This is a genomic window from Desmonostoc vinosum (assembly GCF_059505385.1).
Window position 1 is genome coordinate 1 of record NZ_JCACKM010000078.1, and the last position, 25,723, is coordinate 25,723.

The window sequence follows — 25,723 nt, forward strand, 5'->3', positions numbered from 1 at the left end:
GACTTGAGTTATCAGCCAGAAAATTTATTTTCTGACGAGTATCCGACTTTTGCAAAAGGTCTATTGTTTATTGTTTAATTATTCTAAATCAGCAATATCTAGGAAACACTGAATCTTTTGCAGAGATAAATCAGAATTTATACGGATATGATTTAGATTCAGAGTTATTAGTATAGTATGGCACTACTGATTTTTAATTTATTCAGTGAAATAACTCTTTCGCTGATCATACTTCTGCTGGTTTTAGACCAATTCTCTAAAATTCGGCTACACATTCAAACTCCGAAACCCATACTAAATAATAGTTTATTAATTACGTTAGCGCAGCGTAAAGCCTGCGGCATAGCTTCGCTTAGAGCGAGTCCTCGAGCGTCATTACGAATTACGAATTAGTATAAGGTGTTTTGGATGCCAAATATAACTATTAAATGTTAATGGATTAAAACTTTACACAATTTACCACAAGTTTTATGTTCTTTTATCCTTAGATGCTTCTTAACACAAGGAACAAAAATGGCTCAGTCGGAAATGATGTTTTCAAATGATTTGCTTAATGAATTTAAAAATTGTACTAATACTCAATATAATGGGAAATTAAATATTAAAAGTACTAAAGGATATCAATGTAATTTTTACTATCGTCTAGGGAGGATAGTTTGGGCAACTGGTGGAACTCATCCTTTTCGACGCTGGCGTAGGCACATAGCTCAAAATAGTTCACAGATTGATGTTGATAAAATGCAGTTGCGATCGCAAGATATATCCATTGATTACTGGGATTATCATCTCTTAGAAATATTTTATAAAAAACAGAAAATTACCCGTGAACAAATGAATACTATTGTTGAAAACACAATAGCAGAATTGTTTTTTGATCTAGCCCAACAGGTTAATTTTACCTCTGTAAGTTGCACTCGCAGCCAAGAAGCTATTTTAGAAGCACCAATGAGTTTCACGAATACAGACATGTCTTTAAACCTCATGCAAGACTCGTGGAAGAATTGGTCAGAAGCTGGTTTAGCAAATTTTTCTCCTAACTTATCGCCAGTTTTGCGAAGACCCGAACAACTTCAACAGCAAATAAGTCCATTTGTCTACAAAAATTTAGTAAATTTAATCAATGGTAAATATACTCTGCGAGATTTAGCAGTGAAAATGAAGCAGAGTGTATTACCAGTTACGCGTTCTTTGCTTCCTTATATCTTGAAAGGAATCATCGAATTAGTAGAAATATCTGATTTTCCTTTACCAATCATTGAAGGCAACAAAAACTCTACAACTACACAATTAAAAAAACCAGATGCGCTATTAGTAGCCTGTGTTGATGATAGTCTTCAAGTCGGTAACATATTAGAGAAGATTATCACTTCTCAAGGACTAAGGTTTATCGGAATTCAAGATGCTGTACAAGCTTTACCAATTCTCATTCAAAATAAACCTGATCTGATTTTTTTAGACTTGATTATGCCAGTCGCTAGCGGTTACGAAATCTGCACTCAGTTACGACGAATTCCTAACTTTGTCAACACGCCAGTAATTATCTTGACAGGTAATGATGGGCTTATAGATAGAGTTCGTGCTAAGGTAGTCGGTTCTACTGATTTTCTTACTAAACCCGTAGTGGCTGATAAAGTTATAAGTATAGTACGTAAGTATTTACCTACACATCCTTTATTTTCAAGCAAGAGTGCATCTAATTTAGAGGGTTTGAATTAAAGCATACTCATTCATTTGGGAAATTTTTCTATTTTAAAATAGCGTGTCTCAAATTATGTTTATTAAGTACTTTTTCTGAGGTTTGTATATAAAGATTGCATCAAAATTAGATAAAAATAACAGTTTATGTTTACATAGTTCTTCTTTCAGAAGAATATAAAGGGTAATTAGTATGAATACTGTTTTAGTTGTTGAAGATGGTTTGACTGATATGGAAATCCTTAGCTGTTACTTACAACAGGCAGGTTATTCCGTAATAAGTGCAAAAAGTAGTGAAGAAGCTCAAAATCAAATAGGTAGAATTAAGCCAGACCTAATATTTCTTGATATTATTTTACCAGGAAAAAGCGGTTTTGAGATTTGCCGAGAGTTAAAAGACAACCCCAACACTAGTAAAATACCCGTGGTTTTATGTTCTACTAAAAATAGTGATGTAGATAAAATTTGGGGTAATATGTTGGGAGCTGAAGCTTATATTTCTAAACCGATAAACAAGGAAGAATTGATTATAATTTTAAGACAATTACTTCGATAATAGCGTCAGGATCTTTTTCTATATTTGGTTGTGAAATCCTACCACTACCATAAAAAACTATTTTGAAAATAGGGAGTATGAAGTGGGTTAAGAAACCTGTTTATGTTTTGACTTGTACTCACACAGATGCTGCAAATATTCATTATGTATAAACTGACTAAAAGCAAGCAATGACAAAGGATAAATCAATTTGGAAACTCAGCAGAAATTTTTAAGTTTTCACTTGGGAGTTAAAGACACAGCTGTAATTTCATTACAGAACATTACAGAAATTTTGCAAGTATCGCTGACAGAAATATGTGGTGTTCCTCAGATGCCTAATTGTGTTTTAGGCATCTATAACTGGCGTGGTGAAATGCTTTGGTTAGTTGATTTAGAAGAAATGCTAGGCTATTCATCCTTATTACAAGGGTCAAATTTTCTCTCGAAAATGATGGCAATTGTATTAGAAAGCGAAGGCAAATATTTGGGGTTATTGGTACGGCAACTAATGGATATTGAGTTGTTAGATACTCAGCAGATGAAATCTCTATCTGGTGAATCATTTTACCCAGTCATGACTCCTTTTTTGCTGGGATACTTTATCAATGCAGCGGAACAAATGATTTTTAATTTAGATGCCACAAAAATTATCCAATCTTCCATGTGGAAAATTCATAGTTAACGTTTAGTAACAATCTTTACCTTTCCTGAGAAGGGTGAAAAATAGCTCTAATTAATCACAATAAATTTTTAGGTGTGTGTTATGACAGATTCGCGTCAAAATGTTTTTGAAAATGGACATTGGTCGTCTGATACAGAAAAAGTAGAAAATCAGGCAAAATCTAGTCAAGAAAACTCTGATATGAAGGCGATTTCTCAGAGATTTAAAGTTTGGCGACAGCAGTTTCAAGCTATTGCCAGTCAGATGCGTCAAGCCACAGATGTAGATACGCTATTTAAAGTTACTGTGGCACAAATTCGAGAGAAAATTGCTAGCGATCGCACTTTAATTTACCAATTTAATAGCTCTGAATCTGGTATTGTCTTAGCAGAATCGAGAACAACAGCTTGGACACCTGCGCTAGGTGAAAATCTTCCTAGTATTATTTTTGGCTTACATGCCAGTCAAGACCATTTAGAACCTATAGCTATTGACGATATCAATCAGATACAACTTACACCTTATCAAAAGCAGCTACTAGAGAAATTTCAAATTAAGGCTAGTTTAAGTTTACCTATTATTGTTGATGGTAAAGTATGGGGCTTACTAGCGGTAAATAATTGTTCCTCACAGCGGGAATGGTTAGAAGCAGAAATTAGTCAACTATCTCAAATTACCACAGAACTAACTCACAGATTGCAGCACTTTGAATTCCAAAGAAAACTGCAACAACAAACACAAGAACAAAAATCGATCGCCAAAGTCATCGATAAAATTCAACGATTGTCAAATCTTGACGATCTTTTTCACACGACTACTCAAGAAGTACGGCAATTATTGCAATGCGATCGCGTATCAGTATATCGCTTTAACTCTAACTGGACTGGTGAATATATAGCCGAGTCGGTAGCAAGTGGTTGGAAAAGATTGGTAGGGCCAGATATCAAAACCGTTTGGGAAGATACCCACTTACAAGAAACTCAAGGCGGACGTTATCGCTATCATGAAAATTTGATTGTTAATAACATCTATAAAGCAGGCCATTCTCTGTGCCATGTTGAGATGTTAGAGCAATTTGAAGTCAAAGCATATGCAACTGTTCCGGTATTCTCTGGACAAAAATTGTGGGGTTTGCTGGCAGCATATCAAAATTCAGGAACTCGTGATTGGCAAAATTGGGAAGTCAACTTATTAACCCAAATAGCTGTACATTTTGGTGTTGGTATTTCCCAAACAGAATATTTTCAACAAGTTCAAACCCAATCTCAACAACTAGCTCGCACCACAGAACGCCAACGCAATTTGATTACCCTCACCCGCAAAATTGGCGAAGCACTGACAGAAAAAGTGACAGGAACTTTGCAATTTGAGGGCATTCTCCAAGCAACAGTTGCTGAAGTCCGGCGATTATTGCAAGTAGATCGTACTGCTGTTTATCGCTTTAATCCTGACTGGAGCGGTGAGTTTATAGCTGAATCAATTGCTAAAGGCTGGATACCTTTTAAAGAAAAAGATTTTGATCGAGAACTTCTACAAGAAAATGGTCATTGTAGTACTATCCGCAACTTGAGCGAATATTACAAAGTTAAAGATAACTACTTGCAAGAAAATCAAGGAGGTCGTTATCAACAGAAAACTAGTTTTGTTGTTGATGATGTCTATAAAGCTGGGTTTCCTCCTTGCTACATGGAACTTTTAGAGCAATTTGAAGCTAAAGCCTATTTGACTATCCCCATTTTTAAAGAAGATAAACTCTGGGGATTGCTAGCTAGCTATCAACACACTGAAAGCCGACACTGGGAAGAGTTTGAAGTTAATGCGATGACTCAAGTAGCTGTGTTGTTGGGAGCAGCTATGCAACAAGCAGAAACCTTTCAATCATTGCAGCGACAATCTCAGCAAGTAGCAAAAACCGCAGAACGCGATCGCACTGTCGCCAAAATCATTGATAGAATCAGACAATCTCTCGATATTGATACCATCTTTACTATTACCACCAAAGAAGTGCGATCGCTACTCAACAGCGACAGGGTAGCAGTGTATCGCTTCAACTCAGATTGGAGTGGCTTGTTTGTTTCAGAATCTGTAGGTAATGGTTGGTCTTCTTTGGTAGACAAACAGGATAAAATCGAGAACTTGCAAGAAAGCGTCAGTGTTTGCGATGCTATGCAAAATCTGATCCAAAGCAGTAAATCAGAAACAAAAGGTAAAGCTCACACAGATACCTATTTAAAAGCCACTCAAGGCGGAGAATTTCGTCATCGCAAAGCTTATATAGTTGCTGATATCTACAAAGCAGAATTCTCCAGATGTTACATTGAGGTTTTAGAACAATACGAAGCCAGAGCATATGCGATCGTCCCGATTTTTCAAGGACAAAAACTCTGGGGAATGTTGGCTAGTTTTCAAAACAATGGCCCACGGACATGGGAAGATTCAGAAGTCAGCTTACTGACACGCATTGGCGACCAGTTAGGATTAGCCTTACAACAAGCTGAATATCTGCAACAATTGCAGGCACAGTCACAAGAAAAAGAACAATCTGTACAACGAGTGCAAATTGTATCCAAAATTGTCGAACGTATCCGCGATACTTCCGACTTGGATACACTCTTCCGTTCAACAGCCAACGAAGTTCGTCGCCTATTGAATGCAGAACGTGTGGGTGTATTTTGTTTCTTGCGTGAATCTGGCTATGACGAAGGGGTATTTGTTGCCGAAGATGTAGTATCTGGATATAGTTCTGTTCTCAAAGAAAAAGTCAAAGACCACTGTTTCAGTAAAGACTATGCTTCTGCTTATCGAGAGGGTCGAATTCAAGCTGTTACAGACATCTACAACGCCAATTTCACCAAATGTCACGTTGAGATTCTGACCCAATTGCAAGTCCGAGCTAATTTAATTGTGCCCTTAATCAAGGGTAGTGAACTTTGGGGTTTACTGTGTATTCATCAGTGCAGCGCACCACGGCAGTGGCAAGAGCAAGAAATTGAGTTAGTTAAACAAATTGCTGCTCAATTTGGCGTAGCTTTGCAGCAAGCTGAGTATCTCCAGCAACTACAAACACAGTCGGCAAAATTAGAAGCCGCCGCCACACGAGAGAAAGCAGCTAAGGAATTATTGCAACAAAGATGTATGCAACTATTAGCAGCCGTCAGACCTGCACTCAACGGTGACTTAACAGTACGTGCGCCAATTACAGAAGACGAGCTAGGTACGATCGCTGATGCTTATAATAATACCCTGCAAGCGCTACGGCAAACTGTGATTCAGGTACAGGTAGCTGTACAACAAGTTGCTCAAACTTCTAGTGACAGCGATGCTTCTCTCACGGGACTAACACAGTTAGCCAAGCAGCAATCTGAAGAAATTAGCGCCGCCTTGGGCGAGATGCAACAGATGGTAGACTCCACTCAAGCAGTGGTGACTAACGCTGAGTTGGTACAAGTAGCAGTGCAAAAAGCCAACCGCACTGTAGAATCTGGTGATACCGCAATGAACCTGACGGTGCAAGCCATCCAAGGGATTCGCGAAACTGTAGCCCAAACCAGTAAAAAGATTAAGCGTCTGAGTGAATCTTCGCAAAAAATCTCTAAAGTGGTGAATTTAATCAGTAACTTTGCCACCCAAACCAACGTACTAGCCCTCAACGCTGCCATTGAAGCCACTCGTGCTGGTGAGTATGGTAAAGGCTTTGCAGTGGTGGCTGATGAAGTACGTTCTTTGTCTCGCCAGTCAGCAGCAGCAACGATTGAAATTGAAAAATTAGTCCAGGAGATTCAAGGCGAAACTGGAGAGGTAGCAGTGGCCATGGAAACAGGTATTCAACAGGTAGTAGAAGGCACAAATCTTGTTGGTGAAACCAAGCAGAATTTAAATGCGATCGTTTTGGCAACTGCTGAAATTAGTCAGCTAATTCAACAGATTACTGAAACGACACAAACACAAATGACACAATCTGTAACAGTAACTAAAGCCATGAAAGATGTCGCAGAAATTTCTCACAAAACTTTTGCTGAATCTCAAGAAATTGCTACTGTATTTCAACAATTATCAGGAATGGCAAAAGAGTTATTAGCAAATGCCAGTCAATTTAAAGTGAATTAAGGGAGTAGGGAGTGGGGAGTAGGGAGTAGGGAATAAGAAATGGTAAATTCTGAAATTCGCTCTTATCAAGATTTAAAAGTTTGGCAAGAAGGTATGAACTTAGCCGAAGTTTGCTATCAGTTAACAATGACATTTCCCAAGGAGGAAATCTATGGAATGACTTTACAGATTCGTAGAGCAGCCGCGTCAATTCCAGCCAACGTTGCTGAGGGTTATGGGCGAGAGTCTCGCGCACATTACATACAATTTTTACGAATAGCCCAAGGCTCTCTTAAAGAGCTAGAAACTCACCTATTGCTATCAGCTAGAGCCAAAGTGAAAATTACAAGTATCCAGGAAATCACTCCTGTTTTGAAGCAATGTGAATCTCTAGGAAAATTACTCCGCGCTCTAATTCGTTCTTTAGAAAATAAATCATAAATTTCAATATTTCCCACTCCCCACTCCCCACTCCCCACTCCTTTTATGGGTAGGTTTTTTAGATTTCGCGTTTTGGTTGACGCGGGGACGCGGGGACACGGAGAAAGATTTCGGAACGAAAAAATAGGTTTTTTCAGACTGAATATGAAAAACCTACACCTGTCAGCACTCCCCACTCCCCACTCCCTACTCCCTACTCCCCATGATTACAGACGCTGCAATTCGTGAACAAGGCTACGGTTATTTTTTGACTGAAGCTCCTGAACTAGTTCAAACTATTGAGCAAGAGTTATTTAGCTTATCTGAAGGATATAGCATTGCGACAGTTCATAATTTAATGCGAGCAACTCACACAATTAAAGGTGGAGCTGCTAACGTTGGGCTAGATGTAATTCAGATGATAGCCCACTCTTTGGAAGATATTTTTAAGGCTTTATACAACCCAGATGTAATTATTGATATCGAATTACAAACATTTTTAATGCAAGCTTATGAATGTCTTCGTTTAGCATTAAATGCTGAATTAACAGGCAATCCAATTAATGATGAAGAACTTCTCCAGCGAGCGACTTCGATATTTGTACAGTTACAAGAAAAGCTAGGTGATGCTTTTGGTGCTGAAACTTCTATACCTACTTCTGAAGAATTAGGATTTGATATTGTTCAATCAATCTTTGAAACAGGAGTTAAGCAACGTCTAGAAAGCATTGCAGATGCAATTAATCATCCACCGAACACTCCTGAATTTGTAGATTTTTTAGTATCTCAAGCTGAAGTTTTTTCTGGCTTGGCAGCATCTTTAAATTTACCGGGATTGGGAGAACTAGCGCTCACAATTTTGGCAGCACTACAATCAAATCCTCATCAGGTACAACAAATTGCCAATATTGCGCTTGCAGATTTACAACAAGCACGAAAGGCAGTATTGGCAGGCGATCGCACTTCTGGAGGAAAGCCATCTTCCAGCTTACAAAAATTTATCCAAACAGAGTTACAAAGCAACTCATCTATTACTAACTCGACTTTAAATGAAGAAGAATTTTATCAATTTCTAACTACGCCTGGTAGTAATAATGAGTTTATTAAACCAAAAACTGCTGATTCTTATTTACAAGTAATTCACTATATTTTCGGATGGTTTCATCACCAACGACAAGTTTCTTATTCTGATATAAACTTAACTTTGCTCATCCCTCAAGCAAATGCAGAAGCATATATCGATAATTGGTTAGCAGACTTTCTAGATTTTATTCAAGATGATTCAGATAGTAAAAGTCTCAATATTTATCGTCACGGATTAATTTTAATTATTCTTTTGGCAGTTGCTAAATTTCAGTACTCTATAGAAAAATCTGATAGCTATATTTCTACTATTCAAGCATTAAAAATCAAAATATTAGAGTTAGCGCAAGAATATAAAAATTACCCTCCTGTGAAAGCTCAAGAAAAAGATTGGTTGGAAAATCCTAAGTTACAAAAACTGCTAGAGATTCAAGAAATACCTGCTCAAACTGAAGATAGACTCCTAGAATCAATTTGGGGAGGAGAGACGAACTATAATCTTAACGATGAAGTAATCACGAACCAAACTGAAGAATTTCAGTTGGAATTATTAACTAGTAGTCAAGAAGTAGTTACAGATATCCCAGAAACAGCTGTTGAAGTTATTTCAGATAATGAGCCAATAGAAGAGAAATCACCATCGTCTGCTATTAAAAATCCTCAGCAAAATTCTTTTATCCGTGTAGATATAGAAGGGCTAGAACGCCTCAATTATCTAGCAGGCGAATTACTGATTTACCAAAAACAACGTAATTTGCATGATGAACATACCCAAGAAATTTTGGGGCAACTACTACAGCGATTCGACAAACATCAAGCAACTTTAAATCATCTTCGTGACTTACCATTACAAATGCAAAATCTTGCCTTTCAACAGACGCAAAATTTTGCTGCGAGATTTGACTCTCTAGAAATGGATGTCTATACAGAATTTCATTTGCAATTGCACGAAGCAATCGAACAAACATTACAACTACAAGAAACAGCAGAATCCCTTGATTTGCTTTTAAAACAAGCTACTCATTTTAGTACTAAGAAACAGAGCTTAACATTAAATATTATTGATAACTTAGTAGAAGCACGGATGTTGCCTTTAGGAAATATCTTGAATCGTTTCTCTTATATGGTCAAAAAACTGAGTGATGTTTACGCAAAACCTGTGGAATTGCAACTATTTGGTGCAAATGTACTAGTAGATAAAGCGATCGCAGAAAAGCTCTATGACCCATTATTACATTTAGTACGTAATGCTTTTGACCATGGGATTGAACCTCCACAAAAGCGCCGTGAGTTGAGCAAACCAGAACAAGGTTTAATCCAAATCCATGCCTATCATCAGGGTAGTCAAACTATTATTGAAGTTAGAGATGATGGTCGTGGTTTAAGCTTAGAAAATATACACAAAAAAGCTGTTGAACTTCAACATACTTCGACTGATAACCAACTAAAAAGCTATTTTTCTCAACCAACTGAGTCAGAACTTTTAAATTTGATATTTGTACCTGGTTTCTCCACTGCTGATAAAGTGAGTGAAATTTCTGGACGTGGTATTGGATTGGACATCGTGCGTTCTCAGTTGCAAGCACTCAATGGTTCAATTGCTGTGCATTCATCACCCAATCAAGGAACAACATTCATCCTCAAAATTCCTTTTTCTATGACTACAGATAAATTAATGCTAGTTCAAACAGGAGGTGCTACTTATGCCTTACTTTTGGACAATATTGAAAAAATATTAATTCCATCAGAGCAGCAAATTCAAGACTTTGAAGGTAAAAAAGTTTTATATTGGAACGCAGGTAAGGATGATCAGATGGTTAGTATCTATCAACTTTCTCAGTTGATAAGTTATAACGGTTCATTCCTAAGCGATGCTGGCTCACGTAATCAATCACATGCTATAGATACAGATGCTGTCACTAACAAACCTGTGCTTTTACTACGACGAAATCAAGGGATTTTGGGTTTAGAAGTTGATCAAATCATTGGGGAGCAAGAATTAGTAATTAGACCTTTAGGAAATGCGATCGCTCCTCCAAAATATGTTTATGGTTGTAGTAGTTTAGCTAATGCTGATCTCATTTTAGTAATTGATGCTAATTTGCTATTAGAGTCTGACAAAATACCAGCAACACTAGATGTAATGCCGCTACCAAAAACTTCTGCGTCTGCACCTTTACTTACAGCATCTACTAACGAAATTTCCGCAGAACAAAAGCTGATGGGGCGACTAGAGACAAATCATAAATTACCAAAAGTAGTTTTAGTAGTAGATGATGCAATTAGTCTTAGACAAACTCTCTCTCTGACTCTGCAAAAATCCGGTTATCAAGTAATACAAGCACAAAACGGCATCGAAGCTTTAGAACAGTTGCGATCGCATCCAGAAATTCAAGTTGTTATTTCTGATTTAGAAATGCCACGCATGAATGGCTTTGAGCTATTAAGCCATCTCCGGCAAAACCCAGATTTAACAACAACTCCTGTAGTGGTTCTCACCTCTCGCAGTGCTGAAAAACATCGCCAACTTGCAAAAGAATTGGGTGCAACTGCTTACTTAACAAAGCCTTATTTAGAAAAGGAGTTTCTCTCAACTATAGAGAGTTTAGTTAACATAGATGCAGAAAATTTAGGCAATTTAATTATGATATCAAGTTATTAGACTTCTTGCAAAAATACTTGAACCGTCAGAGACTCAAGTCTCTGCCTAATAGCAAAAGTCCGTTTCAACGGACTAAAAATACTGTTATTAGTCGGTTGAAACCGACTTGAGTTATCAGCCAGAAAATTTATTTTCTGGCGAGTATCTGGCTTTTGCAAGAGGTCTATTAGATAAATTGGATGAAAATACCTGTTCCTTGTTCCCTATTTCCAGCTATGCGATCGCCTCTAGAATTATAAAAGTCTATTGAGCAGAGGGCAGCTTGAGTTCGATGTTTACTTTGTCCGCTATTTCCATAATATTATTTGTAAAGTCTGTTATACCTGCGATCGGGGCAGCGACTAGAGTAGCAGCAGTTATTAAAGCTAGTAAACGCTTTTTGAGTTTGGGTAAATTGCGTTCTTTTTCTGGCTTTTGAATTTCTGCTTCTACATCATCAATATCAATGATGATGTCGTCGCGGATTTCTGGCGGAAATTGGGCGACAGTTTGGCGCATGGTGCTGATGATTTGCATTAGTTCTGCTACGCTTGCGCCACTTGTTTGATTAAGGTTGCTGACTGTGACTTGGGCTTTGTTTTGAGCGACAATTCCGATAGTTGCGTCTTTGAAATCATTTTGGATTTTATCACCTGCAACGTTATCGCCTTTGCCGAATTGATTGATGGTGTTAGACATAGTTTTTAGGGGTTTGTAATAGAGTTTAAGAAGCTGATGGGCTGGTAAGGCTTGCATGGCATAGGTTTGACCGTCATCATCGCTGAATTCTACTTCGTATACTTCGGGGGCGAGGATTTCGACAATGGTTCCCACTTGACCCGCAAGGAGGTTATGTTCGGATAAGGGGATTTTAAGAGCAACAATATCTAATAAATTTAGTGTATTTGGGGTCGCAAGCATGGGCATTACCTCAAAATATAGCAACTAACGAAACGAGGAAAATCTTCGGTGGGGCGGACGATCCAAGTTGTGCGGATGTTAGCAGTGTTTTGGTTGCGGGTGATGGGAAAATCTACGATATAGCGTTGACCATATTCATCTAACAGGCTGGGGATTGCTTCATAATTCTGAATCGCATCTTCGATTAGCATTTGCAGAATTTCTGCATCATTGCTATCTAAGTCTAGAATAGCGGCAAATAATCTGGCTTTGTGCTTTCCGCGATTGTGTTGGGCGTTGAGGCTATAGTTACGGAGTTTATTGCAATCAATAAAGGCTAATTCAAAGTTGGGTAACTTCATCCTGTTTTATTGCCTTTGACTTGATCGCCACCAAAATTATCGCCTTCTCCATGTTGGTTAATGGTTTTAGAACGGCGATCGCTATAATGGACATTAACTGTAACAGGTGAGTCATCTCTTTCTATATTAATATTTTGACGTGTTCTAATGTCTTCGTAGCCATCTAAAAGTTGACGTAAATCGAGTTTGATCTGGAGTTCACCAATAACTTTATGGGTTTCTCCCATCGCTTCGAGTCCGAGTAGTTCTGAGTATTTGAGCGGCTCGTGTTTGGGATAGTTGGGGACGGGAACCCATTCGCTGATTTCGAGGTTGGGGAGGGTGTTGTGGATTTTTTTAAAGACATCGCGGAGGATACCGAGAAATAAGCGACGGGTTTCTTTACGTCCGCTAATGGTGATGAAGATTTTTTTGTCTTCGGGATCAGCTTTGATGCGAGCAACGTTGTAGATTTTGTTGTTTTCTTGATACGCAAGCATTACGCCACTGCGCCAATAGAGTTGCTGATGAATTTTATCGTGGGTGATGACGATGAAGCGGGAGATGATGCTTTCGGGGAGAACTTTGTAATGGTATTGAAATTCGAGGGTTTCGCCTTCTAGTTCTGTTTCGTCTGGTTGGTCTTTTGGCAAAAGTCCCGGAATCAGAAATTGTGGTGGGTGACATTCTAGTGCAAAGCAAAGCTTAAATTCTTTCATCAGTCCGATTAGATACTCGTGACGCACCGTAGGATAGCGTTCTGGATTGAGGATGTGGGTGAGATCGGCGTGAGTGAAAATGCCTTTGGTTTTAGTTTTGAGGGTTTCATCGCTCAAGAGTGCGTAAATGCCTTCTGTCACCCAGTTGGGTTTGAGGACGTTGGTATCTTTGAGGATGGGATGATCGCGGAAGTTGAGAACTAAGCCGAGTCGATGCAGCAAGTCGATGAGTTGCTCTTGGTTTTGGTCTTCGGGAATTTTGTTTTGGTGGCAGATGCCAATGTAGCTGTTGTAGGTGATGAAGTCTTGAGGCATGGATTCGAGTTGTTGTTTAACCTCAAACCATGTCAAAGGTAGAAGGTCGTAGACTTCTTTGAGGTTGGCGATTTGCTGCACAATTGCGGTGTAAAGTTCATCAATGCCGGCATTGTCTTGACAGGAGGTTTCGATAATGTCTTGGATGTTGGGATATTTTTCGCGTAATGCCTTGCGGTTGATGTCGAGGGGTTGTTCGTCTTTTTTGTTGCCAACGATAATCACGGGGGACTGTCCGCCGAAGCTTTCGATTAGTTTCAGCCAATATTCGATGCGGTTTTCTTCTTCACTGGTGCGACAATTACAAACGAGAAGATAGAGGCTGCGCTTAGTCAGAAAAAACTGATGGGTGGCATGATAAATTTCCTGTCCGCCAAAGTCCCAAACATTGAGGCGGATGTTCTTGCTCTCGACCTGCACGTTCCAAGTTTCCACATTGAGTCCGTCGGTTTGGGGTTGATTTTTGTCATATTGATTGCGGATTAGTCGCTCGATGAGGGATGTTTTGCCGACGCTGCCTTGTCCGACGAGCAAGAGTTTGGCTTCGTGTAATGGTCGAGTTTCACTTGTGCGAATTTGCCTCAAGTAATTAAAAATCTCTTTTGCATCTTTTGAATTAAGAATTTCTAATGGAATTTGGGTTATTTGGTTGCCACCGAGGTCAAGCCTGGTCAGATTGGTTAATTGCGCGATCGCCTCTGGTATCTGGGTTATTTGGTTGCCACTGAGGTGAAGCTGCGTCAGATTGCTTAATTTAGCGATCGCCTCTGGTATCTGGGTTATTTGGTTGTTATGGAGGTGAAGCTGCGTCAGATTGCTTAATTTAGCGATCGCCTCTGGTATCTGGGTTATTTGGTTGTTATAGAGGATAAGCTGCGTCAGATTGCTTAATTTAGCCAGTGCCTCTGGTATCTGGGTTATTTTGTTGTTATGGAGGATAAGCTGCGTCAGATTGGTTAATTGCGCGATCGCCTCTGGTATCTGGGTTATTTGGTTGCCACTGAGGTGAAGCTGCGTCAGATTGCTTAATTTAGCGATCGCCTCTGGTATCTGGGTTATTTGGTTGTTATGGAGGTGAAGCTGCGTCAGATTGCTTAATTTAGCGATCGCCTCTGGTATCTGGGTTATTTGGTTGTTATGGAGGTGAAGCTGCGTCAGATTGCTTAATTTAGCGATCGCCTCTGGTATCTGGGTTATTTGGTTGTTACGGAGGTGAAGCTGCGTCAGATTGGTTAATTTAGTGATCGCCTCTGGTATCTGGGTTATTTGGTTGTTATGGAGGTGAAGCTCCCTCAGATTGGTTAAATTAGCGATCGCCTCTGGTATCTGGGTTATTTGGTTGTTACGGAGGTCAAGCTCCCTCAGATTGGTTAATTTAGCGATCGCCTCTGGTATCTGGGTTATTTGGTTAGAACTGAGGTGAAGCTCCCTCAGATTGGTTAATTTAGCGATCGCCTCTGGTATTTCAGTTAGCTCCACTCGAATTAAGATAAGTTCCTCTAAATGTAGTATTTGCGTTACCACATCGGGAATGTTCTCTAAAGGATTGCCACTAACATCCAATTTACGCAAATTAGGCAAATCCAATAGTTCGAGTGGCAGCGTTTTTAAATTGTTGCCTGAAACCTTTTCAAGATAGCGGTTTCCTACTAGTTCATAACCTTCAACCTGCCTTCCCAAAATCAAAGACTCAAGCTGCTGCAACTTACCAATTTCCACAGGTAACTCAGTCAACTCCTGTCCCGACAAGTCTAATTCTCGCCAACCCTCAGCCACCGCGCGATCTATCAGTACTAATAACTCATCCTGCGTCATAATTCCAAGCAAAAGGGTAAGGAAAGAAGATTGATGAAGATTATCTTAGATGATTTCTAATTAAAAAAATACCTATGATGACGAGTTTCGACTTCGCTCAACTCTCGACTACTCAGTTGGTTGAGCGAAGTCGAAACCAATGGTTTTGGTACATTCTTTCCTAGAAATCAACTTAACTGATTAGCGAAAAATGCGAAATCATCACTTTGCATAAATCTTTTTTTGTTGGGCTACGCCCCGCTTCTCTACGAGAGGCTTCGCCAACGCGATCGCTAACATGCAGAGGCGAAGAGAAGAGAACGCAAAGAAGGACTTTTGCAAATTTATTAGACCTCTTGCAAAAGTCGGATACTCGCCAGAAAATAAGTTTTCTGGCTGATAATTCTAGTCGGTTGAAACCGACTAATAACAGTATTTTTAGTCCGTTTCAACGGACTTTTGCTATTAGGCAGAGACTTGAGTCTCTGACGGTTCAAGTATTTTTGCAAGAAGTCTATTGATGAATATTATCTTAACTGATTTAGGACTTACGCATTGACAGAAAAGTCAAAATAACAGGTATAGTTTTCAAGGCTTATAGCTAGATTTTTCAATGAAATTTTAGCGATCGCACCCAATCAAGGGTGATTGACAAAAGCCTGAAACAACGTATTTACGTTGATACACAAGATAGTTATTTTGTACAGTGCGTAAGTCCTATGATTAGCGAAAAATGCGAAATCATCATCTGTATTCCCAAAACAGATCTATTGAACTTGCATGATTTGTAGTGAATTGACAATTTCTTCGACAGTTGGTAAAAACTGAGGATATTTGTTAATCTCGGCTGTATAAGTAATGTAATAAGCGTTGCCATTTCGGACTGTTCCAATTTCCATTACTTTGAGGTTACATTGTTGTTCTTGACGAGTATAAATTAATTTATAAGCATTAAACTTTGATAATGTTGTTTCTGGTTGAGAAGCATCAATTATTTGTTGATTTAAGCTATTATTTTTAATTCTCTGTAAAACCAAGTTTTTATATTCATTTAGTGATAATAGTTGTTCGGGTAAATCGCTGATATTTACTGTGACTTCCAATAAACAGGAATCTGTTTGTTTTTGATTTTTAGGGACGAATTTGATTAACTCACCAAAATCATCACCTGTTTTTTTGAGTTTCCAGTTTTCGGGATATTTGATTGTAATGCCAGAATCACGATTTTCGTAGGTTGCCAGAGTTGGTTTAGAATTAGTTGATTGATAGAATATCCACAGCACTAAAGGCGTAATTACTGCTAATATCCCTACACCCAACCAAAGTTTTTTAGGCGGAAATTTAGGGGATATTGCTTTGATAGCCTGTAATACTTCATCTGCTGACTGGTAACGCTGACGATAGTCATAACGCACCATTTTATCGATGATATTTGCTAGTTTAGGACTAACTTGAGCGCGATCGCGCCACACGATTTCCCCTGTTTGGGGGTGGGTAGTCAGTTCTCCCAAGGCAGGATTTAGCCCTGTTAAAGCTTGGATAGCAATCATCCCAACTGCATAAATATCGCTACAAAATGTGGGTTGCCCCTTCGCTTGTTCACTGGGGATGTAACCACCAGTACCGATAGGAACAGTAAAAAGAGGCTGTCCTTGGGAATTAACAACTTGAGTGGTAATTTCTTTAACTGCACCAAAGTCAATTAATACAATTTGACCATCAATTTGGCGACGGCGAATATTTGAGGGTTTGAGATCCCGATGAATTAAGTTTTGTTGATGGACAAAAACTAATACTTCCAAAATATCTAGTAGAAGTTTGACGACATAAGCTTCACTCAGTTGTGTACCAGAGATTAATTCTCGGCTTAAGTCATGACCTTCTATATATTCCTGTACTAGATAAAATTCCTCTTGTTCTTGAAAATACGCCAAAAGTCGGGGAATTCTGTCATGATTACCTAATCTTTCCAGCTTTTCTGCTTCGGTATCAAATAATCTTTTGCCAACTTGCAAAATATATGAGTCGGTGGACACTGGTTTAAACTGCTTGACTACACAGCGAGGATTTCCCGGCCGTCCTGTGTCAATGGCTGTGAAAGTAACTCCAAATCCCCCTTTTCCAAGTACTTCAATAATTTGGTAGCGTCCACCGATAATTTGACCGATCATTCAAGTCACCACTTTCCTCTGAAATTTTTATACCATTTCTGTTGAGGATTACCATAGATGGTTATGGTTTATGGTTCAGATAAGGTTCTGCTCGCTTGTGTAACAAGATTTTATATTTTTCTTGGCCCCATTCCCAGCCTACACAAAAGTTTGAAAAGTTTTGGGCGAATATAATTCGCTACTACACAAGCGAAGTCCACCTCCTTTGGAAAACACGGAAAATCGAGTTCTTGAAACCCACGGAGGTGGGTTTTGTCTGTATAGTCGCGATTTCTAATCGCCGAGGTTAGTATTAATTTAGACTTTTCAAACAACCTCTTAGACGAAACTTGATTTTACAATCCCAGCAAAGATAAGAAATTTTCCCACCAAGAATACGAGAGATTACCTACACTTAGCTTCATTTTGTTACGGATATCTTGGATATTCCAGTTGGTTAGCTTAGCGAGAGTTTGTGCTTCTTGTTCAAAACGTCTAGGCAAAGACCGCTTATATTCTCTACCTGCTGGACAGGTGATTTCTCCGGTGAATGGATGTTGGAGGATATAACGCCCTTGGAAAGATTCACGGTTAGAAGTTGCCTGAAACATTGGATCTTCGGGGAATTTGTCACGGGTATAGCGGATGTGTAAACGCGTGATGAAAACGCTGCTGGTGGGGGGACGGCGAAAGCGGGGAGGTGCAGGCGTATTATTTGCAGAATTATCATCTAACCAAAATACGCCTGCTTGCTTCAGTTCTTCTGGAGTTAGAGGGTCAGCAGAACAAGGATCGCAACTTCCCATATCCCACGCATATTCCAAGAAACCAACTTTTTGAGCTTCTTTAGTGTAGGCTGTTTGAAACATGGATTTGTAAAATTCACCAAATTCATCTTTAACAAATACAGGAATGTTAGTGTTGGAGGGAATTTTCACTGTCCGGTAATTAGTAATTTCTGCTCCTCCATTGGGCGATAGAATGTAAGCAATCAAATCCTGTTCTTTTGTGGCGTTAATCATGCCTAAACGAATTGGCAGCATGAACTTGGGTGATTGATAAGAAATTTGTAGCGGACGCAAAAATTGATAACCAGATTCCTCGAATTTATTGAGGTCTACTTTAGCTACAAAGAATTTCATCTTAGAGCGAATATAAGGTTGAAGTAAATTTTTTGCTCCTCTAGGAATTTTATAGCCATTGCGTTTTAGCCAAGTTTCTAGCCCACCAGATTCTTTGGCACTGAGGATCACAATGTCGTACTCGCCCACATTGAAACGTGCTTCGACTGTCACACCCAAACTGCGATCGCTTCTACCACGCCCACTCTCATTGCTTACTGCTGATCTAGGTGGTACTGACGGTCTGACAGCATCATACATTGGCTCACAAGGATCAGAATCAAAATATTCAACCAATCGCGGTGCGCTAAAAGCATCTAAGCGCTCAATAATCTTGGGTTCAGCCACGCGAACTTGCTCTTTTTGCAGTACCGTCGGCACGGGTACAACCATGGCAAAATCTTTCACTTCACCCTGAAAATCGTTTGCCATCGTCAGAACGGTGCGATTACCATCCCGTGCTATCACCACCTGAGAAGCTTTGTTGTACAGTTTCGTATCGGCTTTGGCAACATAAAATCCACAAAATGCCCAAGCAGCAGGCTCAAAGCAAAGCACAGCTACAACAACGGCTATTAGTAATGATATTAAAAATCGTGGTAGTTTCATTTTATACCTGTTTGTCATTGGGAATAGGGAATGGGGAACTCGGGGCCCCCACGTTAGCGAAGCGGGGCGAAGCCCAGTGAGAATTAGGGGAATGGGGAATTGTCATTTGTCCTTCGTGATTGGTTATTCTCCGCGTCTCCTCATCCCCCTCACTCCCCCAATAAAATTGTGGGGCTTGCCAGAAGGCATCTAGTAAGATGGTCAATGGTGCAAGGGTGAATAGTGCCCAGAAAACTGCGGTGGAGATAAAGAAATAATTCCGCAGAATAAAAGTTAGTGCGGCAATGCATACCGCCCAAATTACACGCCCAATTCGGGTATTGGGTATAGACCGGGGATCTGTAACCATGAATAGGGCAAATAGAAGTAAAGACCCACTCATTAACCGATGCCAGTAAACGTCCCAAGTCCAACCCAGCCAAAGGTTGCGAACCGCTTCCATGAGGGAGTATGCACCTAAAAAAGCTGCTGTGGTGTCCCAGCGACCGATTCGCTGTAAAATCATGCCGCCAGTACCGGCAAATAAGACTACATACCACCAATCCTCACCCCATTGCCCTGGCGAAACCCAAGCATCTTTTGTCAGCACCAAGACAGAGATAATCCCAAAATTGGCGGGGTTGAAAAAATGTTTATCGCCTATTTGGAAGATAAATTTACTGGCGATCGCACTTGCAGCAGCCAAAACCATCGTTGTCCAATGGTCAGTCCGCAACAACAAGCTGAGTCCCAAAGACGTAATCAAGGCACTACGAAGATTTGTCTTGTGTTCCTTACCAACAACTAATGACAATAGCCATTGAGTTGCAAAACAAGTGGCGATCGCCACCCCAATCAACTGCGGTTGCAACGTCCAGTCTCTTGTACTAATTCCCAAGACTAAAAACGAGCCAAGAAATAGAATTTGATAATCACGTATATCTTTAAATAGCATTACCCCAGAATTCAGAAATTTCCCTGAGATTTTTTACTAATTTAGTGGGGTGATAGCTCAAATCATGTCGCTGTTACAGAATTTGTTACAAAAAGGGACTGGAGAAGAGGACGCGGGGATGTGGAGAAATTTTCTCCCTCATCTCCCGGTCACTGAGCGTAGTCGTACCCTGCGGGATCTTGCTATGCGTAGCGTCTGCGACAGGAGAAGTGCATCTCCCTACTCTGATAAATCGAAGTTAATGTTATTTAAATACCTAAATAGCTATCTAAAAATAAGTATAATTTCTTATTGACAAAAAAGATAGTGTTTTAAAATTAAATTTTTTATCTAGCTTGCCACGTTGTTGGGTAAATGCTACGTTATATAGTGTGCATATCAAGTTCTCTTTTAAAAGTGGAGTTGATATGTAATTAGGTAAGTCTTGGTTCAGTCAGAGGCTGACCTCTGGCTTGAACTTTTTATACAACAATTTTCTCAGAAGAAGGGAACAAGGAATTGGAAATAAGCAACAGTTTTTCCTACTCCCTGCAATATACTAAGTGACTTGCTTTGAGCGTACCCTAAAGGGTAAGCAAGCTATGCGTGGCGTCTTTGACACCAGAAGTCGAAAGGAGCCGAATGTGTTCTACCTTTATTTTTATACCTGAATTCAGCAATGCTTACAAAACAGAGTAATACTCTGTTTGCAAATCAATAGACTTATTGCAAAAATACTTGAACCGTCAGAGACTCAAGTCTCTGCCTAATAGCAAAAGTCCGTTGAAACGGACTAAAAATACTGTTATTAGTCGGTTGAAACCGACTTGAGTTATCAGCCAGAAAATTTATTTTCTGGCGAGTATCCGACTTTTGCAAGAGGTCTAATTAATATTAGGCGAAGCAACTATACACTTTTTTGGAAGCGAAGTGGCAGTCAGCCAAATAAGTGGCACAATTATAACCACAATATACTTTAATGAAACTAATTAATTAAGTATATACTTATACAAATACGACTTATGTCGTCCCCTATTGACCGTCCGCTAAATATTGAAGTCGAACTACCATCTTCCCATCCTCAATTACTAGCAGGGTTAGATACGTGGTTAAACTTGGGTTTAATATCCGATGCCCAAGTAAGGCAATTATGTCGGGAGTTTCTTGTTTGTCCAGTAGTGTTGCATCCCCAGGTTAAATCTGAGCCTGCTATTACTTTGATAACTCCTGATCCTGTACAACAGTTGCCGGTGGCAGCTTTACAATCGAGTAACCGCAGACAACAAAGAGAAAAATCAACCCAACCAAACTTTATTGGCACAATGTTGCAGTCGCTGGGGGCTGAATTGAGTGTCCGTTGGTTGTTGTTTTTAGGGGTATTTTTGGTTGTGGTTTCTTCTGGAGTGCTGGCTGCGAGTCAGTGGGAGAGGTTTCCCGCCTTTGGACAATATGGAGTTTTATTTGCTTATACCTTATGTTTTTGGGGGTTGAGTTTCTGGGCAATTGGGCAAAGTAATCTCCGATTGACAGCGCAGACATTACTAATTGTGACTCTGTTGTTAGTGCCTGTGAATTTTTGGGCAATGGATAGCTTTAGGCTGTGGCAAAATCCTTTAAATTGGATTGTAGTGGCGATCGCTTCACCGACATTAACAGCCATTACTGCTTTACTCTACAACAATCGAACTCTTCGGAATTTACCAACTGGAAAATTACCTCTGATAAATATTTTGGGGCTGAGTTATCTGCATTGGGGTTGGAGATTACCAGGCTTTCCCCTAATTGCAGTTTATTTAGCAATGGTGGGCACAACGATCATTACTGTCTATCACAATCTTAAAAAGCAGCGAACCCACCGCCAACAGTATACCGATTTTGGTATTAATTTATCGGCTTTGGTAATAGTTTATGCGTTGATGGTACTACTGATGCGGGCGATTTTTGTAGCCCAAGTAGATATCACTAAGCTGGGATTGGCTATTGGTATTTGTGGCACTCTTGTAACTTGGTTAGTACAGCGGGAGGAAGACGCGGGGACGCGGGGACGCGGGGACGCGGAGGAAGACGCGGGGACGTGGGAACGCGGAGACGCGGGGACATCTTTGTTTATTGCATCTCCCCCGGTTGGTGAGCGAAGTCGAACCACATCCCTCTCCCTCTGGAAAAAACTAGGTATAATTCTACTCTTGCTGGGTTGGTCAATTTGTGTGGTAACTCAACCTTGGCAAGCGATTGCTGTCAGTGGTTTAGGTTTGTGGGTTGCTGGCGATCGCTTGCGGCGATACAGTTTAAAATTTGACTTAGCTGCTATTTACTTAATCGGCTTACAAACGATTTGGTTAAGTTGGCGATTAATGCCGATTCATTTACAGAAATGGGCGATCGCTACTGGTATTTATCTCACTAATGCTCAAAATGATCCATGGGCATTATTGAGTATAGTTTTATTCCCGTATTTAATTTTGCTGGTGGTGCTGAATAATAGCCTATATCGCCTGCAAAAACGAGATTTGGCAAAGTTTAGCGAACTGCTAACGCTAGTATTTGGAGCTTTTTTAACAACCATCTCTCTAGTAAATCCCACATTGCGATCGCTAAATCTCCTCTTCTCCACCATCACTCTCGCATTCATCACCTCATCCCCCTCATCCCCCCCACCTCCCCTGATCTACCTAACTCACACCATGGGAGTGCTAACGCTTTGTTCTACCATTGATTGGCTGTTACCAACTTTGAGTCAAGAAATCTGGGTAAGTATTTTGTTAGCTTTGATGGTAGCAGAATGGGGATTTAGTCTTAGTAATGGAATATGGCGACGTAGCGCCTGGTACATCGGTTTCGTCCTTGCCACCGTTAGTTTCATCCTATTGTGGATGAATGTGGGAGTATTTTGGTATAGTTTTAAACTTGCACCTAAGCAATATCCGTGGGTAGGTATTTGGCTAGTTACACCTTTAACTCTCACGGTTTTAGCTAGTCGCACAACTTTACCGCGTCGCGCTACAAATAGTTTATTGAGCGTGCTAACCGTCGGAGTTGCTCAGTTACTTACTTTCCCCTTTGCAGGAATCAGATTGATTGGTTTGGCTGTGGGCGCGGTGGTGATGTTTACCAATAGTCGCTATTTACGTAACCAACAACTTGCAGTAATTACAGTAGGTTTTGGTTTAAGTTTCATTGGTGGGCTGTTGTGGGAAGGTATACCCGGCTTACCTCGCCTCGTATTAGCTGGTTGGTTGGTTGTGGGAGCGATCGCTATCTTGAGTTTATGGTTAACGCGCACAGTATTGATACAGCGTGGTAACGAATTAGCGTTAATATATGCAGTCGCCAATGATCAATGGGCGATCGCTTTATCTGGCTTGGAGTTGTTCATGCTGACGCTGCACTCAATACTAGTCTACCAAAGAGTGGTTGAGCCAGGATTTTTATACTTAACTGCTACGGTGATTACCTGGGGTGCGATCGCCTATCGTAGTTGGCGAGAACCGACAAATTGGGGATTTTATGGTGTTGGTTGGTGTCTGGAATTATTAATTGCTGAGTTTTTGGGGTTTGGGGAACGTTCGCTCATTAAAGTTGCGATCGCTAATATCGCTTTGGGTTTAATGGCCCAACTTGTAGGGCAATGGTGGCAAAAACAACATCAATTAGAGAGAATTCCTAGTAGTTTCCACATTTTGCCTCTCTTCTACGGTGCATTTAGTGTAGTGCTACGTTTGCACACCTTCACTGATTGGACAGGTTTGTGTTCCTTGGGTGTAGCCTTAATTGTAATTGGTGTAGGACGACGCCACGAGAGCTTAAAACCCCTGGTGTACTTAGGCATCTTTGGCGTATCAATTTCCGCCTACGAACTTTTGTTCTATCAAATGTTGCAAGCATCAGGAGGTGCTTGGGGTGATGGATTGATTGCTATGTCTGCTCTTGGCACCAGTATTATGTACGTATATCGCCTACTTTCCCCTTGGCTTTTAGGATATTTACGCCTGACACCCCAAGAACTGAAAACCATTGCCCATATGCATTGGCTTTGGAGTAGCTGTTTATTAATGGCTGCAATTGCTGCACCCATCGAAATTAATCGTTTGCTGGGATTGGCAACTGGGGTATTTTTAGTTCGCTATGCCATTTTCCAAGGAAGGCGAATGCTTACTTCCCCTCGGATTCTGGGGAATATAACGGTAGCAGAGATATGGGTTTATCTTGGCTTATTACAGGTAGCTGGCTTAAGGATTTATTGGCGTTATACAGCGGTGGGACAATGGTTAACTGGGCCGTTAATTCCTTGGAATGGTGCGATCGCCTGTGTGGTAGCCTACTTCCTATACATCCTACCTTGGGAGAATTGGGGTTGGTCTAAAAGACCTTGGCAACAAGCCGCATATATCATACCGCTGATAGTTCTTTGGGAAAACAGACAGCAAACTCACCCAATCACCATATTGCTTGCAGCTGGGTTTTATATCTTCTTAGCGAAGTTAGGTAATAACATTCGTTTTACTTATATTAGTGTCGCCTTGGTTGATTGGGCACTTTATCGATGGCTGTATCACTTACACATCACCGATCCTTTGTGGTATGTAACATTAGTTGGATTATCACTACTTTACATTGCTCAAATAGATCCTTTACTGAAACTACCAGAATATAAACCAGCTCGCCATAGTTTGCGAATGTTGAGTAGTGGCTTAATTTGTGGGTGGGTAACTTTGTTTGATCAAAACACACCTTGGATACCAGGACTTTTCAGTCTCATTGCCATTTTCGCTGGGCTAGCTTTGCGAGTCCGAGCTTTTCTGTATATTGGCACAGCGGCTTTCTTGTTTACTTCTATTTATCAATCGGTAATTTTCAGTTGGCGCTACCCCTTTATCAAATGGGTAATTGGCTTGCTAGTCGGTATTGTGCTAATTTCAATAGCAGCCAACTTTGAAACCCGTCGCGCTCAACTAAGTTCCATGATTCGCAACGCCATAGACGAATTTCAAGCGTGGGAATGAAATACGTCAAAAAATAGGAGTGTTAATTTTTCCTATCTATCCAATCTTGCCCACCAGGTAACTGACTGAGATAATCGTCCATAATTGCTGGTAATTCCTTTGGTGAATAAGTATAGGTTAAAGCTAAAAGCATAGTTGCTGTGGTTAAAATTTGGCTTTTGTTCACCATTGCAGATAGTTGAGAGCGATTGAATTTCCCATGCATCACTTCCTCGCTAGCATTAGCGATCGCATCTTCAATAATTTCCTCTTCTATCAAATTCTCCCATTCATCTTGATTGATATAGTAAGATTTCTTATTATCTTTAAGATTGAGCTTTTTAATTTCTCTAATTGAGTGACGAATAGAATTTGCCCATGAACCAGTCAAGCGTTGTTCTATTTGGTTTTTAACCAAATGAATTAAGAGAATATTTAAATAAGCTTGGATATTTCGCAGGATAGCTTGTTTACTCATTCCCTCCAATTCGTCAACAATTGCTAAGGCATCCGCATAACGTCCTTCTTGGATGCTGGTTCTGAGGTCTATTAATTCTTGTGTCATTTTTTCTCACTGCTTACCTACTTTCCAATCTTCACCACCAGAAAAAAGCTATTTCCCATAACTTTACACCCTGTTTCTGCTTCTACTAACTTAGTGCATCTTCATAGAGAATTGGTATAAGCATTAAGGGGTTTCTTCCACTGCAAAGAAAGAAAACGATTTCTGGCAGGGATTTAAACCCCGACTAAAA

Annotated in this window: 17 protein-coding genes; 8 read left to right on the plus strand and 9 right to left on the minus strand. The window is 40.1% G+C overall.

The genetic code is table 11. The annotated features are described in order from the left end of the window. Positions 1-513 precede the first annotated feature (513 nt). The 6 genes from AC5JMF_RS13525 to AC5JMF_RS13550 all read left to right on the plus strand — a co-directional run bounded on the left by AC5JMF_RS13525 (position 514) and on the right by AC5JMF_RS13550 (position 11,145). Positions 514-1,716, plus strand: coding sequence for a response regulator (locus AC5JMF_RS13525; RefSeq protein ID WP_495796241.1), 1,203 nt, complete (start codon positions 514-516; stop codon positions 1,714-1,716). Positions 1,717-1,888: 172 nt separating this feature from the next. Then, positions 1,889-2,251: a response regulator transcription factor gene (locus tag AC5JMF_RS13530; protein WP_495796242.1), complete on the plus strand. Its 363-nt coding sequence runs from the start codon at positions 1,889-1,891 to the stop codon at positions 2,249-2,251. Between the two features lie 190 nt (positions 2,252-2,441). After that, positions 2,442-2,915 (plus strand): chemotaxis protein CheW, encoded by a 474-nt coding sequence (locus tag AC5JMF_RS13535; protein WP_495796243.1) that lies wholly within the window; start codon positions 2,442-2,444, stop codon positions 2,913-2,915. Positions 2,916-2,996: 81 nt separating this feature from the next. After that, positions 2,997-7,001 carry a GAF domain-containing protein gene (locus AC5JMF_RS13540; protein ID WP_495796244.1) on the plus strand — a complete coding sequence of 1,335 codons (4,005 nt, stop codon included), beginning with the start codon at positions 2,997-2,999 and terminating at the stop codon, positions 6,999-7,001. A gap of 39 nt (positions 7,002-7,040) precedes the next feature. Next, positions 7,041-7,421, plus strand: a complete 381-nt coding sequence (locus tag AC5JMF_RS13545) for a four helix bundle protein (protein ID WP_495796245.1) — start codon at positions 7,041-7,043, stop codon at positions 7,419-7,421. Positions 7,422-7,623: 202 nt separating this feature from the next. Continuing rightward, on the plus strand, positions 7,624-11,145 hold the full coding sequence (locus tag AC5JMF_RS13550) for a hybrid sensor histidine kinase/response regulator (protein ID WP_495796246.1): 3,522 nt from the start codon (positions 7,624-7,626) through the stop codon (positions 11,143-11,145). Here AC5JMF_RS13550 and AC5JMF_RS13555 read toward each other — a convergent pair. From AC5JMF_RS13555 to AC5JMF_RS13570, 4 genes are all read right to left on the minus strand, one after another. Then, entirely contained in the window at positions 11,142-11,303 is a 162-nt protein-coding gene (locus AC5JMF_RS13555; RefSeq protein ID WP_495796247.1) for a hypothetical protein, read from the minus strand. The genes AC5JMF_RS13550 and AC5JMF_RS13555 overlap by 4 nt on opposite strands. Before the next feature lie 85 nt (positions 11,304-11,388). After that, on the minus strand, positions 11,389-12,045 hold the full coding sequence (locus AC5JMF_RS13560; protein WP_495796248.1) for a DUF4926 domain-containing protein: 657 nt from the start codon (positions 12,043-12,045) through the stop codon (positions 11,389-11,391). A 5-nt stretch (positions 12,046-12,050) separates the two neighbouring features. After that, on the minus strand, positions 12,051-12,386 hold the full coding sequence (locus tag AC5JMF_RS13565; RefSeq protein WP_495796249.1) for a DUF6883 domain-containing protein: 336 nt from the start codon (positions 12,384-12,386) through the stop codon (positions 12,051-12,053). Continuing rightward, positions 12,383-15,214 (minus strand): leucine-rich repeat domain-containing protein, encoded by a 2,832-nt coding sequence (locus AC5JMF_RS13570; RefSeq protein WP_495796250.1) that lies wholly within the window; start codon positions 15,212-15,214, stop codon positions 12,383-12,385. The genes AC5JMF_RS13565 and AC5JMF_RS13570 overlap by 4 nt, the downstream gene beginning before the upstream one ends. Positions 15,215-15,549: 335 nt before the next feature. On the opposite strand from AC5JMF_RS13570, the gene AC5JMF_RS13575 reads away from it, so the two are divergent. Further along, positions 15,550-15,714 (plus strand): hypothetical protein, encoded by a 165-nt coding sequence (locus AC5JMF_RS13575; RefSeq protein WP_495796251.1) that lies wholly within the window; start codon positions 15,550-15,552, stop codon positions 15,712-15,714. A gap of 246 nt (positions 15,715-15,960) precedes the next feature. On the opposite strand, the gene AC5JMF_RS13580 is transcribed toward AC5JMF_RS13575, so the two are convergent. The 4 genes from AC5JMF_RS13580 to AC5JMF_RS13595 form a co-directional block, all read right to left on the minus strand. Beyond that, complete coding sequence (locus tag AC5JMF_RS13580) at positions 15,961-17,364, minus strand: protein kinase domain-containing protein (protein ID WP_495796252.1); 1,404 nt, start codon at positions 17,362-17,364, stop codon at positions 15,961-15,963. Between the two features lie 335 nt (positions 17,365-17,699). Then, positions 17,700-19,073, minus strand: a complete 1,374-nt coding sequence (locus tag AC5JMF_RS13585; protein WP_495796253.1) for a DUF2330 domain-containing protein — start codon at positions 19,071-19,073, stop codon at positions 17,700-17,702. Position 19,074: 1 nt separating this feature from the next. Then, positions 19,075-20,007 (minus strand): RnfABCDGE type electron transport complex subunit D, encoded by a 933-nt coding sequence (locus AC5JMF_RS13590; RefSeq protein WP_495796254.1) that lies wholly within the window; start codon positions 20,005-20,007, stop codon positions 19,075-19,077. A 702-nt stretch (positions 20,008-20,709) separates the two neighbouring features. Next, the gene (locus AC5JMF_RS13595; protein ID WP_495796255.1) at positions 20,710-20,865 is read right to left on the minus strand and encodes a hypothetical protein; all 156 of its coding nucleotides are present in this window, start codon (positions 20,863-20,865) and stop codon (positions 20,710-20,712) included. A gap of 143 nt (positions 20,866-21,008) precedes the next feature. Here AC5JMF_RS13595 and AC5JMF_RS13600 point away from each other — a divergent pair, with 143 nt between their 5' ends. Next, positions 21,009-24,989 carry a DUF2157 domain-containing protein gene (locus AC5JMF_RS13600; RefSeq protein ID WP_495796256.1) on the plus strand — a complete coding sequence of 1,327 codons (3,981 nt, stop codon included), beginning with the start codon at positions 21,009-21,011 and terminating at the stop codon, positions 24,987-24,989. A gap of 22 nt (positions 24,990-25,011) precedes the next feature. Here the strand turns inward: AC5JMF_RS13600 and AC5JMF_RS13605 are convergent, their stop codons facing one another. Next, a complete protein-coding gene (locus tag AC5JMF_RS13605; protein ID WP_495796257.1) occupies positions 25,012-25,533 on the minus strand; it encodes a hypothetical protein in 522 nt (173 codons plus the stop codon). Positions 25,534-25,723: the final 190 nt, after the last annotated feature.